The organism is Streptomyces sp. NRRL B-1347 (assembly GCF_000720325.1).
Classification (GTDB): Bacteria; Actinomycetota; Actinomycetes; order Streptomycetales; family Streptomycetaceae; genus Streptomyces.
Map to the genome: position 1 here is coordinate 1 of NZ_JOJM01000109.1, position 13301 is coordinate 13301.

General features: G+C 65.7%; 8 protein-coding genes and 4 pseudogenes. 3 read left to right on the top strand and 9 right to left on the bottom strand.

What is annotated here, in order from left to right:
• Positions 1 to 618: 618 nt before the first annotated feature.
• The 8 genes and pseudogenes from IG74_RS54875 to IG74_RS0142130 form a co-directional block, all read right to left on the bottom strand.
• Positions 619 to 2014: pseudogene (locus IG74_RS54875) on the bottom strand (IS1380 family transposase).
• A gap of 179 nt (positions 2015 to 2193) precedes the next feature.
• Positions 2194 to 3240 (bottom strand): PhlD, encoded by a 1047-nt coding sequence (locus IG74_RS48810; protein ID WP_158858034.1) that lies wholly within the window; start codon positions 3238 to 3240, stop codon positions 2194 to 2196.
• 172 nt (positions 3241 to 3412) lie between these two features.
• Complete coding sequence (ccrA, locus tag IG74_RS0142105; RefSeq protein WP_030688548.1) at positions 3413 to 4747, bottom strand: crotonyl-CoA carboxylase/reductase; 1335 nt, start codon at positions 4745 to 4747, stop codon at positions 3413 to 3415.
• An 84-nt stretch (positions 4748 to 4831) separates the two neighbouring features.
• Positions 4832 to 5809 carry a 3-oxoacyl-ACP synthase III family protein gene (locus IG74_RS0142110; protein WP_030688549.1) on the bottom strand — a complete coding sequence of 326 codons (978 nt, stop codon included), beginning with the start codon at positions 5807 to 5809 and terminating at the stop codon, positions 4832 to 4834.
• Positions 5810 to 5865: 56 nt separating this feature from the next.
• Positions 5866 to 7281, bottom strand: coding sequence for an FAD-dependent monooxygenase (locus IG74_RS52550; RefSeq protein ID WP_324607536.1), 1416 nt, complete (start codon positions 7279 to 7281; stop codon positions 5866 to 5868).
• 92 nt (positions 7282 to 7373) lie between these two features.
• A pseudogene (locus IG74_RS54500) lies at positions 7374 to 7520 on the bottom strand (carboxymuconolactone decarboxylase family protein); the annotation flags it as partial.
• Positions 7521 to 7713: 193 nt separating this feature from the next.
• Positions 7714 to 8727: a beta-ketoacyl-ACP synthase 3 gene (locus IG74_RS0142125; protein WP_030688558.1), complete on the bottom strand. Its 1014-nt coding sequence runs from the start codon at positions 8725 to 8727 to the stop codon at positions 7714 to 7716.
• Positions 8724 to 8987, bottom strand: coding sequence for an acyl carrier protein (locus IG74_RS0142130; RefSeq protein WP_030688560.1), 264 nt, complete (start codon positions 8985 to 8987; stop codon positions 8724 to 8726). The genes IG74_RS0142125 and IG74_RS0142130 overlap by 4 nt, the downstream gene beginning before the upstream one ends.
• A gap of 743 nt (positions 8988 to 9730) precedes the next feature.
• On the opposite strand from IG74_RS0142130, the pseudogene IG74_RS50315 reads away from it, so the two are divergent.
• Both IG74_RS50315 and IG74_RS50320 read left to right on the top strand, forming a co-directional pair.
• A pseudogene (locus IG74_RS50315) lies at positions 9731 to 10955 on the top strand (IS3 family transposase); the annotation flags it as partial.
• A gap of 37 nt (positions 10956 to 10992) precedes the next feature.
• Positions 10993 to 11166: pseudogene (locus tag IG74_RS50320) on the top strand (IS630 family transposase); the annotation flags it as partial.
• Here the strand turns inward: IG74_RS50320 and IG74_RS48830 are convergent.
• On the bottom strand, positions 11124 to 12395 hold the full coding sequence (locus IG74_RS48830; RefSeq protein ID WP_158858036.1) for a glycosyltransferase 87 family protein: 1272 nt from the start codon (positions 12393 to 12395) through the stop codon (positions 11124 to 11126). The pseudogene IG74_RS50320 and the gene IG74_RS48830 sit on opposite strands and share 43 nt — an antisense overlap.
• Positions 12396 to 12952: 557 nt before the next feature.
• On the opposite strand from IG74_RS48830, the gene IG74_RS0142150 reads away from it, so the two are divergent.
• Positions 12953 to 13195: a transposase family protein gene (locus IG74_RS0142150; RefSeq protein WP_158858038.1), complete on the top strand. Its 243-nt coding sequence runs from the start codon at positions 12953 to 12955 to the stop codon at positions 13193 to 13195.
• The last annotated feature ends 106 nt before the right edge of the window (positions 13196 to 13301 follow it).

Below are 13301 nucleotides of genomic sequence, written 5' to 3' on the forward strand. Positions count from 1 at the left end.
AACCAACCCGACCAGACCTGCACCGCCCACCGCGTATCCACACAGACATCAACGCGTCACCCGACTACCGGACACGGACACAAGTCACGGCTGTAGTACTGGGGCCGAGCTTGACGCCGAAACAACCCGCGTCCGCGACGTCGTGGAGCCAGGAGAGGAATTCCATTACACCTTCGACCTGGGTAACCACTGGAGCCACATCTGCCAGATGGAAGCCCATCCCCTCAACGTGGCCACCGTCCTGGACTTTGTGCCCGAACGACCGCTGCCCTACCAGGGCTGGGGCACAATCCCTGATCCCCACGGGCGGATGTGGGACGGCGACAACGGAAGCAACCTCGTCCCCCCGCCTCCGCGCCAGCCCTGGCCATGGCGCAACGCTCCCGCCCCTACCCGCACCACCCTGCACAGCCCAGGCCAGTACACCTTCCTCCAAAGCCTCGATGCCCATCGTCGCTGAGCAGCATCAACTGAGCCTCGATCCACCGCGTGAATTGGTGAGTTCGGATTCGGGTGGCTGGCCGGTGGTTTCCGCTTCGTGGGCAGCGCGGATTCCGGGTGGCCGTCCGGTGCGGGGTCTCCGAGGTCCTTGGTTGTGGGCGGGCGGGGACGCGCTGGTCAGGTCCGCAGCCGGTGGCCCGTCGCGGTCCGCAGATCGGTGAAGTCGTCGGCCCATCTCCAGCGTTCGGGCAGGTGCAGGACGAGGTCGCGGGCCCGGTGGGCGATCCGGGCCGGAACCGCGATGAGGTGGCGGCGGATGGTGCCGGTCCGCGCCCTGGCGTGGAAGACGCCGGCGAGGTGCCCGGCGGCCCGGGTGAGGTGGTAGGCGGTGGCGGCCAGGGTGAGCCAGGCGGCGTTCGCGGTGAACTTCCCCGACGGCAGATGTCCCAGGGCGGAGTCCTCCAGGTCCGCGAAGACCTGCTCGGTCACCGCGTGCTCGCGGTGCATCGGCTCGGCCTGGACCAGCGGGAACGGGCTGTCGGTGAAGATCGCGTGGTGGCGGTGGGCGGCGAACGGCTCGCCCTGCCCCTCGGGTACCGAGACGGGGTTCAGGCGCTTCACCCGTCGGATGATCAGCCTCGCTGTGACCTGGTACTTCTTCGCCTTGCTGGTGAACGCGGCAAACGGTGTCCCGCAGATCTCCGCGTCCGAGATCCAGCGTTGTTCGGCCTCGTCGAAGACGGCCTTGGGATACCGGATCGGTATCCAGGCGTCTTCGTCGATGGCGGAGATCGCCTCGCGGATCTTCTTCTTGATGGCGACGGCGAGGGAGAAGACCACGCTGTGCTCGCGGCAGGCGGCCACCACCTGGTGGGAGAAGTACGCCGAGTCGGCGCGGACCACGATCCGTCCGGTCAGGCCCATCGCGCGAACTGTGGTCAACGCCTCGCGCAGCAGACTGGCCGCCCCCTTGCCCGATGCCCGAGTTCGCGCTGCCTCTGCGGAGTCTGGTGGCCACGACGATCGGCGCGCAGGTGCCGGTCTTGACGGTGACGATCTGGAAGTGCAGGCCCTTGACCTTGGTGTATCCGTGCGATGCGCCCTGCGTGGCGGCGCCGTAGACCTGTTTGACCTTGGAGCCGATGTCCACGAACACCAGGCCGTCGCCGTCGGTGAGCATGCCGGTGCGGGCGGCGAGGTTGCAGGTGAACGCCTTGGCCGCGGACTCCAGCTGGCGCACGTGCCCCCAGGTGAACGCGCGCAGGAAGCTGCCGAGCGTGGACGGCGCCCGTACCCCGCCGAACAGACGGGCAAGCCCGCCGTGGCGCAGCACGTCCAGATCGTCGGTGCTGTCCGCGCCGGCGGTCATACCGCCCACGATCGACATCACCTTCGCGTCCGCGGCCGTCCCGGCACCGTTCTTCGCACCGACGATGCGGACCTTCTGGGCCACCACCCGGTCCAGCCCGCACCGCTCCGCCAGCCGCATCACCGGCACCGGCCCGGCGTGCGTGATCAGATTCGGCCCGTCGAACGTGGCGGAAAGCCGGACGGAAGCATGAGCAGATCTCACTTCTGAAGTGCCTTGCCGGTCGTGCGGGCCGGAAGCCCAGGAACTCCCATCCTCGCAGGTCACAAGGCACTTCTTCGCGTTCCGCCATCCACAGACCCACCACCACACGGTGGATCGAGGTTCAGCCCTGGGTGTAAACCCATGGGAGGCTCATCTTTGCTGGGCGCCGTCAGGGCTGGTTATGGGGTCCACTCGCCTTTGATGGCCGCACAGGTAAACCCAGGGCCGAAAGCTGCGAGCAACCCTTGCGCCTTGCCGCGAATTGAGGAACGGAAGGTTCGGGCGAGTACATCAAAAATACTCACGCAGCCGATGTTGCCACATTCGCGCAGGCTGGCACGCGATTCTTGGAGCAGATGCTCTTCTATGTCGAGAGCGCCGGAAATGCGGTCGAGGACGCGCGGTCCACCTGGGTGGATCGCGCAATAGTCTGGACTCCATTCCGTTTTCTCCCTTCGCATCCAAGTCAACATGGGCAGGGCTGCCTTGTCGACTGCAGTGAGTGCGTCTTTGGTGCTCCCGAAATGTTGTCCGGAGTGATCGAAAGTCATGGAATAGAAGGCGATGCTGTCTGGGAGGACGTACTCCCAGACGTCAGTGGTGGGCTCGATGACACGGATGCTCGGAGCGCTGGGTTGCCCGGAGGTTACGACACAGGCTGCTGCGCCATCGCCGACCAGGCCCTTGTACATCATGTCGACCAGGCTTGTCTCGAATGAGTGAATGAGCGTGCCGAGGGTCTCGGCGCACACCACCAAGACGCGGGCGCCAGGATGTGAGGCTGTGTAGTCGACTGCCTTGATCAGAGCCTGGACCCCTCCTGCGCAGCCCAGTTGCGTCATGGGAGTGCGGCTGAGGTGTCGATGAGCTCCTTGGCCGAGGCCGAGTCGATTTGCCAGGTGAACATCCAAGCCGGGAAGGGCCAGGCCGGTCGCGTGGTGGGTAATGAGTGCGTCAATGTCATCGGGGCCTAGGTCAAGTTGGGTCAGAGCTTGAAGAGAGGCTCTTTCTGAAAGGTCCAGGAGGCTCTGGAATGCCGCCCTGTTGCGTTCGCCGAAATCGCTGAGCTCACGAAACGCCGTGAGCGGCTGAGAAAAGCGGCGCCGCTCGACCGTTGTGTTGAACAGTACGTGGAATCCACGTTCTGAATGAGGGAGTTCAGGTTGATTGGCTCGGAGATGGCTGACTAGTTCTCGAGTAGTGATCTCGTGAGAGGGGAATGCCATGGCAGGGCGAGTAATGTATGCCATATGGGGCGCCTTTCAATGGCAGGTCGGTGCGGCTGGCGTGAGCCTGGTGGCCGGTGCATTTCGCGCTGCCTGGCCATGGGCGTCGAGCGCAGGGGCAGACGCGCTGGGTTGGGAGCCTCGGGGGAGGAAAGGTCGTGTGGCGTCCGATTCAGGTTCGGAAGTGGTTGATGGCGTCGATGTGCTTGGCGCGCATCTCCTCGTCGCGTACGCCGAGCCCTTCGGTGGGGGCGAGGGCGAGGACGCCGACCTTGCCCTGGTGGCGGTTGCGGTGGACGTCGTAGGCGGCCTGGCCGGTCTCCTCGAGCGAGTAGACCTTGGACAATGTGGGGTGGATCTTGCCCTTGGCGATCAGCCGGTTGGCCTCCCACGCCTCGCGGTAGTTGGCGAAGTGCGAGCCGATGATGCGCTTCAGGGACATCCACAGGTAGCGGTTGTCGTACTCGTGCCTATACCCCGAGGTCGAGGCGCAGGTGGTGATGGTGCCGCCCTTGCGGGTGACGTAGACCGAGGCGCCGAAGGTCTCGCGGCCCGGGTGCTCGAAGACGATGTCCACGTCCTCGCCGCCGGTGAGTTCGCGAATCCGCTTGCCGAAGCGCTTCCACTCCTTGGGGTCCTGGGTGTGCTCGTCCTTCCAGAACCGGTAGCCCTCGGCGTTGCGGTCGATGATGGCCTCGGCGCCCATGGCGCGGCAGATCTCTGCCTTCTGGGGGCTGGAGACGACGCAGATGGGGTTGGCGCCCCCGGCGAGCGCGAACTGGGTGGCGTACGACCCGAGTCCGCCGCTGGCGCCCCAGATCAGCACGTTGTCGCCCTGCTTCATGCCCGCGCCGTTGCGCGAGACGAGCTGGCGGTACGCGGTGGAGTTGACCAGACCGGGGGCGGCGGCCTCCTCCCAGCTCAAGTAGTCGGTCTTGGGCATGAGTTGGTTGGACTTGACGAGCGCGATCTCGGCGAGGCCGCCGAAGTTGGTCTCGAAGCCCCAGATGCGCTGCTCCGGGTCGAGCATCGTGTCGTTGTGGCCGTCGGAGGACTCCAACTCCACGGACAGGCAGTGCGCGACGACCTCGTCGCCCGGCTTCCAGGCGTTCACGCCGGGGCCGGTGCGCAGCACGACGCCCGCGAGGTCGGAGCCGATGACGTGGTACGGCAGGTCGTGGCGTTTGGTGAGCTCGGAGAGCCGGCCGTAGCGCTCGAGGGAGCCGAAGGTGGAGAGCGGCTCGAAGATCGAGGTCCACACCGAGTTGTAGTTGACCGAGGAGGCCATGACGGCCACCAGGGCTTCGCCCGGGCCGAGTTCGGGCACCGGGACCTCGTCCAGGTGCAGCGACTTGCGCGGGTCCTTCTCGCGGGTCTCGAGCCCTTGGAACATCTCCGTCTCGTCCTTGTGCACGGTGATCGCGCGGTACGACTTGGGGATGGGCAGAGCAGCGAAGTCGGCCGGTGCACTGTCCGGCGACTGGATCGCGTCCAGGATTTCCTTCACGGTGTTCCCTCCGGCGAAAGAGGTGGACGGGTTCCCCTTGCCAGGCCGGCTGGCGTCAGGGGCGGGGGCCGAGGAGCGTGCTCGTTACCAGAGCAAGGCAAGTGCTCCCACGGTGATGCCGGCTCCTGCGCCGGCCAGAATGATGCGCTGACCGCGCTCGAACGGGGCGGCTCGGTTCATGTGGTACAGGGTGAGGGGCATGGATGCGCAGCCGGTGTTTCCGTACAGGTCTGCTGTTATGCCGATCCGTTCCGGGCTGATGTTCAGACGTGTTGCCGTGTCGCGGAGCATGGCGGGGTTGCCTTGATGGAATACGAACCAGTCGACCTCAGGCACCGTCCACCCCGCATCGTGTGTTGCTTGGCGGACAAGCAGGGGGAGCTTGTCGAGGAAGACGTCGCGCACGCGGCGGCCGTTGAGGTGGATCGTTCCAGCCCTGGCACGACAGTCGGCGTGCTGTGGGGTCGGCGTGGTGATCCCTACCAAGTCGTGGTGTTCGCTGAAGGCCGTGAGCCTCACCGCCTTGATTCCACTGGGTTCGGACACCGGGCCGAGCACGACGGCTCCGGCTCCATCGCCGAAAAGCGGTGCCGTACTTCTGTCCGTCGGGTCGGTGAACTTGGAGAGCTGGTCCGCCCCTACAAGGAGGACGGTGGAGATGTCGTCGTGGGTGAGGATGAGGCTGCGAGCGACTGCCATCCCATAGACGAACCCTCCGCACACGGCGTTGATGTCGAAGGCGGGTCTGTCCGTGATGCCCAAGCGATATTGGAGTGAGCTGGCCGTCGCGGGTGCGGGTTGGTCGGGACTGGAGGTGGCGACAATGACGGCGTCCACGTTGCCCTGCACACAGGCGAGGGCTTCCTTGGCTGCGGGCTCGGCCATTTCCGAGGTGCGCTGGTGAGGTTCTGCCCGTCGGCGTTCGTGGATACCCGTGGCGCGCAGGATCCATGATTCCTCCACGGACGCTCCCTGGGCCACCATGCTGTTGGTGATGGCTTGGTCCGGCACGTAGGCACCGGTGGAGAGGATCCCGATGTCCTGGCCGCTGTGTGCCTCCATTGAGCGGTGTCCTTGCCTGTCTAGGTCTGCGGGTGGGGATGGGACGAAGTCGGCGTTCACGCTCCCTGCTGGTAGAGGTAGTGAGGGCTACCGGCAAGCGTTGAGGCGGTCCACGCCGGCAGGTCCTGTTCCGTCATGCGGCTCCAGTCAGGGGGAGCCTCGACCTGGTGTCTGCCGATCCGGCGTCCGATCTTCACCAGGTCGTTGCCGGCCGGGCAACGTTCTTTGTCGTAGGCGGCAAGCAGTGCCGCCACGTCCGCATGCGAAGCGAGAAGGCGTTCTAGAAATAGTGCGTCTTCCAGGGCTTTGGCGGCGCCGCTTGCGGCATGAGGTCGTGCGATCGTGCCCGCGTCACCGGCGAGAAGGAGTGGGCCGCGGACATAGCTCTGCATGGTCAAGTCGGCCACGGGGTGGGTGGTGACCGCTTCCGGTGAGGTGAGCCGCACAAGGTCAGCCCATTCCTGTGGCATTTCTTCCAGAGCGGCGCACAAGACACGTCGGGCCGGCTCGGCTGCGGCGTGAGGGGAGATCGGCACTGACTGGCTATAGACAGCCCAGTTCAAAATGCGTTGGGGGGAGGTACGGCACGATGAGGAGGACGGGATCCAGTAGAAGACCGCGTGCCCCCGCTGGAACATCACGGTCACGTAGGCGCCGTCGAGGTTCCGCATCGCCGTCGCGATTGGCGCCACCTGCTGCGCAGCAACGGACCCGCGGCACAGCACGTATCTCGCGTGTGTGGGCAGCACTCCTGGAGCGATGCACTGGCGCACCAGGGAACGCGCGCCGTCCGCTCCTACGACGACGTGGCATCGGGTTTCCCCGCCGTCACCAAGACGGATCAGGCCATGTTCCTGGCCAATGACTACCTCTTGGACGTGGGCCGCGGTGCGGTAGATGTCAGCGGGGAGTTGGGTACGTAGATTCCGCCAGAGGGTGGCCCAGTTCAGCGTGCGAGCCGAACTCGGTTGGTGCCAGAGCTCCCGACCATGGGGGGTCACGTCGTCCCGCGTCAGCCACACTCGCCTATGCACCACGCATGAGGGGACTCCGGGGGGTAGGTAGCCCTGCTCGACGAGCCGCTGCCAGAGAGGGTTGGGCAGCGCGATACCGAAACCGCGCGCGGACAAGTCCCGCGCTGACCGCTCGAAGACCGTCACCTCACAGCCTGCACGACGCGCAGCGATGGCGACCGCGCAGCCGGCGATACTTCCTCCGACGATACCGACACGCAGTCTCATGACTTCTCCTCGGATTTGGCCTGTCCTGCAGAGGTGCCGGAATCGTGAGGGACACTTGAGGTGAAGCGGGCACGGTGGGCTGCGCGTGCTGCCTGGGCGTCGTCGATGTCCGGGGCAAGACAGTTGATCACCCCGGTGCACATGCGGACGAAACCGACAACATAGAGGAGTTCGACGATTTCTCGCGCGGAAAAGTGCTGGGCGGCTTCGGCAACATCGGCGTCGTCCCATGGGCCGTCGGCCAAGCAGGTACGAGCGAATGCGAGTAGCAACCGTTCCGTGGAATCCGTGCTGACTCGGCTCTCGTCGGTGATCAGCTTCAGGTCTTCGGCGGTGACCCCGGCGCCTGCGGCTTGTGGAAGGTGCTGCTCCCACTCGTAGTGGCAGCCAGTGTGGTGAGCAACGAGCAAAATGAGCATTTCCCGCCACCGCGGGCGCAGTTCGAGGGAGGTCAGTAGTGCCTTGGCCATGTCCAGCAGCCCAGGCAGGAGCGTGCTGGCATGGGCCGATAGCTTCACGATGTTGACTGGAACCGGGAACGCGGCCAACGCTGCGGCTGTGGGTTCGGGAAGCTGATCGAAGTCAGGGTAAGGCAGCCTGGACACCGGATGTCCCTTCCTTTCTCGTCGGCAGGTCAGGTGAACTGCCCCTCAAGGAGGGGCGTCAGGGAATTCGCACTACCTGCCCGGCGAAACTGAAACCTGCACCGAACCCCAACAACAGGGCCAAATCTCCGTGCCGCACACGTCCGGAGGACGCCAGTTCCCACAAGGCCAAAGGAACGGATGCGCCACCGGTGTTGCCCGCAGTGCGCACGTCCTGCGCAACGACGATGCCGCGGGGAGCGCCGAGGCGCTCCAGGATGAGTTCAGTAAGGCGTTGATTGGCCTGGTGGGGCACAAAGGCGCCGATGTCTTTCCAGCCCACCCCAGCGGCATCCAAGGCCCGGCGGGCGACATCCGGCACTGTGCCGGCGGCCCACCGGGCCACCGTCGTACCCTTCAAGCGCAGGTAAGGGGCGGAGACGCCATGATTATCGGGCCGTCCTGTAAAAGGCGGCCGAATTTCAAGAGCGTCGGCCTGATGGCCGTCACAACCCCACACCGCCGGGCCGACACCGCACTTCGCTGACTGTTCAAGAACGGCTGCTCCGGCGCCGTCCGCGAACAACGGAGCAGTATTGCGGTCCATCGGATCGACGACGTCCAGCATGCGATCTGCCCCGATCACCAGTGCACAGCGCGCGGCCCCCGAGGACACCAGCCCTCGCACGATCTCAAGGCCGTGACAGAACCCGGCACATGCCGCGTTGATGTCCCACGCGGCAGCGTTCGCCGCGCCAAGTGCAGCCGCCACACGCGGCGCGATGGCCGGCAACTGCTGCGGGTTGGTGGCCGTGGCCAGCACCACACAATCAACCCGTACCGGATCCACCTGACCGTCCTTGAGGGCCAGCTCCGAGGCCATCACCGACATCTCCACCAAGGGCTCATCGGAACCCGCACGCCGACGGGATTCGATTCCCGTGCGGCTGGTGATCCACTCAGGTGCGATTCCCAGCCGCTGCGCCACCTCTCGGGAGTCGACCACCTGCCGTGGGCGATAGCCGCCAAGGCCCGTGATACGACACGCAATGGACGACCCGGACTTCAAGGAACCCGACCCCGTGAGCGTCATTGCCGGACTCCCGAGCCCTCAGCCAGACGCCGGTTCATGTACTCGAGCAGATCTCGCGGTGTACGGAAGGCCGAAACGTCATCATCGGGGATCGTCAACCGGTAGGTCTCCTGGAGACGGTCGGCGGCCTCCACCATGGCAAGTGAATCGACATTCAGGACCGTCAAGTCAGTGTCCAGCCGTCCCTCATCGACATCCACCGCATCACTGGTCACCGTGCCAAGAACCTGAACCAGATCCTCTAGAGTGAACGCGCGCATCTGCTTCCTCCATCTCGTCGCGAACGGAAGAGTTGCCTCCCCAACAGCACAAACACTCACTGACGCTGTGGCGCGCACCCTCTCGTCCAGGCGCCACCGGATCTCCCTCGCCAGCCGACACAGTTCATCCGCGCTAGAAGGGGGAACACACCCGCCCAGTCCGCCTGTTGGAGGCTGCTGTGACGAGCGGACAGCACTCTCACCATGGACCCGATCTGCCCAGTTCACACAAGGCGCAGCCCCCTCGCGCGTTGATGCAGTCACGACCTGCGAAGTGCGCCAGGGAGATCAGCGAAGCACACCAAGCCGGAACCGACGCATCCGTGCGCACCCGCCCGCACGCACTTCCACACGCCAGCGGAGAAACGACACTGCGCACTTGTGCCGCCACGAACCTCACTGGCGGCCGTCCCGTCACGCCGAGGATCCTCTCGCGAGCGGAGTCCACTGGGAAGTCCGGTGCTGCATCTGGAACCATCCTGGTGAGGCCTGGTGCGTGGTGTCTGGGGTGGTCACCATGAAGGGATGAACGCTGTACCTGATGGGGCCCCCGGCACAACATCGCCCGCCTCTACTCAGGTGGAATCGGCGATGTCCGGTTCGTCGATCAGCCCGTGAAGATCCAGGCCGGTGGTCGGCAGGCAGCCAGCGATCAGATGCGGCCGGTACTGGATGGCACTTCCCCTGGGGTGGTGGACACCTCGATCCGGCCCTGGCCTGGGGTCGAGGAGGAGATGTCCCTTATGGTGATGAAGTTCTACTCGCCGGAGTTCAAGGCCGACGCCGTCGCGCTGTACCTGTCCGATCCGGACCTCACCCTGGCCGGGGCGGCCAAGGGTCTGGGGATCAGCCGGGGCACGCTGCGGGACTGGATAGGGGCCCATCGCGGCGAGCGCAGCAGCACCACGAGCACGATCAAGGAGCCGACCGCGGTGAGCGAGCCCAGCCGGGAGGAGGAACTCCAGGCCGAGACAGCGGCCCTGCGCACAGAACTGAGGACGGTGCGCAAGGAGAACGCGACACTCGCCCAGGAACGCGGCATCCTGCGGAAGGCGACGAAGTCTTTCGCCTCCGGGATGGCCTGGTGACCAGCCGCTTCCGGTTCATCGAGGACCAGCGCGAGACCTTCCCGGTCAAGCGGCTCTGCCAGGTACTCGACGTCGTCCGCTCCAGCTACTGCAAAGGGCGCGCTTCACGCGGGGCCCGTGCCCGGCGCGAGCGGGACGACCAGGCCCTGGCCATGACGGTCAAGGCTGTCCACGCGGACTCGGACGGCACCTACGGTGCCCCGCGCATCACCGCCGAGCTCCGCGACACCCACGGCATGCACATCAACGAGAAGAAGGCCGCCCGCGTCATGCGCAAGTTCCGCATCGCCGGCGTCCGGCTGCGCAGGCGCGTACGCACCACTGTCCCGGAGCAGCCAGCCACGCCGGTGCCGGACCTGTTCAAGAGGGACTTCACCGCACCCGCGCCGAACTGAAGTACATGGGCGACATAACCCATCTCCCTGTCGGTGACGGCGAGCACCTCTACCTCGCCACGGTCATCGACTGCTTCTCCCGCCGCGTGGCGGGCTGGTCGACCGCCGGCCCCATGCGCACGGACCTGGTCGCCGACGCGCGGAAGATGGCAGCCGCCACCCGCGACAGCCTCGACGGAGCGGTCTTCCACAGCGGCCACGGGGCACCATACGGATCACGTCAATCCGCTGAACCGTGCGCCGAGGCGGGGGCCACCCGGTCCATGGGCGCCGTCGGCACGAGCGCGGACAACGCGGCCTGCGAGTCCTTCCACGCGGCCCTGAAACGCGAGACGCTCCAGGGCCGACGGCGCTTCGACGGTCCCGCGGCCTGCCGAAGGCGCCTCTTCCGCTGGCTCACCCGCCTCAATACCTGACGCCGCCACTCGGCGAACGGGCAGCTCACCCCCGTCGCCTACGAAGCATCACGTAGTATGAGCCTTGCCGCACAACCACACAAAACGGCCCCTACCTCCCGGGCGGAAGGCCCCGCTGGCCGTCTTCGCCGCGACCGACCTCGCGCACCTGACCCGGGCGATCAAGCGGAAGCTGAAGAAGATCCAGTACCGGCCGCATCTGATCGCTGGCTGCCTGCCGACCACCGGCCTGGATCTTCACGGGCTGATCGACGAACCGGACATCGCCGATTCAACCTGAGTAACCGCCCTGTCCCCGTGCAAGCGATTGATCACGCTCCAGGCGGCTGCTGCGGACAACGCGAACAACCCGGTGACGACGAAGGCGTTCTGGTGGACGAACTCCCAAAGATGTTCCAGTAGTCCGGCATCGCTCGCTGGTGGCAAGGCGATGATTCCGGCCGGGCTGAGCTTCGGCGGGTGCTCCGGCAGCGCCACCGGCCAAGCCGCATACCAAGCCCACAACAAGAGGGCCAGACCGCCGAGCAGGGTGAGGGCGCGCTTGCCCTGGGCCATCTGCAGGGCGCTCGTCACCATCAGGGCAAGAGCGGGCACGATCCACACCCAGTGGTGCGCCCAGGACAGGGGGGAGATGAGGACGGCGGTTGTGCCGCACAGCACGGCGCCCCATAGCTCGTGTCCGTGCCGCTGGACGGCCGCCGCGCAGGCAAGGCCCGCCACAGCGGTCAGGCAGGCTGCCGCAAGCCAGATGGCGTGCGCGGTGGGTGTGTCGCCAAGGGTGCGCAAGACCAGACCGTTGAGGGATTGGTTGTGCGTGGCGGCCAGATTGATTCGACCGTGGCCTGTGGCTTCACCGCTGAGTCCGCCGATGCTGCTCCAGTAGTGCAGTGAGGCCTGTGGCAGAACCAGAGCCCCAATCAACACGGTCCCTCCTGCCGTGCCGAGCGCGGTCAGAGCGGCACGGTATCTGCCAGTGAGCAGCAGGTAGATGATGAAGATGGCAGGGGTGATTTTCAGGCCTGCGGCGAGCCCCACACCGAGTCCCTTCCACCGGGACTCGGTGTGCAGGGAGAAGTCCCACAGAATCAGTGCGAGCAGGAACAGGTTGATCTGCCCTGCCTGGAAGGCGATGAAGATCGGTGTGAGCCACAGGCACGCGGCAGCGATGGCCAGGCAGAGTGCCACACGTCGATGACGCGGCCACGCCCGTGCGATGGCCGAGGCGCGTAGCGAGCTGCGCAAGGCGGTGATGAGAGCGAGGAAGGTCAGCACTGGGAGCAACAGACGGAAGGTGTCCCACCCGGCGGTGCCCAGCAGACGAAAGACCAAGGCGGTGAATGGCGGGTAGGTAAAGGGGAGCTTGCTGACGCCGTAGGGGTGCCCGTATAGCACGGACTCGCTGCCTGGCAGATGACGGCTGGCGTCGAAATAGACAAGGGCGTCGCGTTGATGCCAGTGGTAGGCACGATCGGTCATGCGGTAGGCGAGGTACAGCCCAAGGCTGGCCACGGCAAGGAGGCTCAAGCTCCCCGGTAGTGCCCAAGTACGCCTGGTCGCTGTGTGGATAGTGATGCAGTCCGGGGCTTGCTGTGTCATGCACGGCCTCCTGGATGCTCAACGTCACTCGGTTTCCAACGTTATGCACTCATTAGACACACATCTCATTTGGCGCACGGCCAGGCGCCCCGCGGGCACCTACAATCACGGGAATGGAGGCACTCGCTCAGCGCCTGGCCCCGACGAGATGTGTGCCGGGGGTGCCTCTATGTCCCTCGTCAAGGCGCGTAGGTTCGGTTGGGATGGTTTGGGTTGTGGGGTCATGCGGCGAGTTCGATGTCCTCGGGGATGCGGGTTCGTAGAAGGTGCCTTCGTGAAGCATGGCGAACAGGACGCTGATGCGCTGACGGGCCAGTCGGAGGAGAGCCTGGAAGGTTATTCAGGACTCCGGGGCGGTCTTTGCTGTGTGATGGGAAGGTGCCGGATCGGTCCCCTCGGCGTAGCGTGCAGGTTGAGGATGCCGGCACGTGCGCGCGGGGGGACCGATGCGCTTCCACCGTACAACTGGCTTGGGCCCGCATCAGCTTGACGTTCTGCTGTTCTGCGTCGAGCGCAGGGTCCGCGACTGGGACAAGCTGACCGGGCGGCCGCACGCGCTGCCGCTGTGGAAGGCAGTGGTCGTGCTCTGCTTTCTCCTGCGTCACAACAACACGCAGGTTCTGGCGGCCGAGCTGTTCGGGATCTCTCAGCCCACCGTCTCCCGCTACGGCACCCGGTTGCGGCCCCTAGTACTGCAACGGTGCTTGTCGTGACTGATGGCCAGGTCGGTCGTTGGTGTGGTTATGGGTGGGGACCTTGCGGATGTCAGGTTGTGGGCGGGTGAACTGGACGCCGTGCATGAGCGGTTCGTGCACCGTT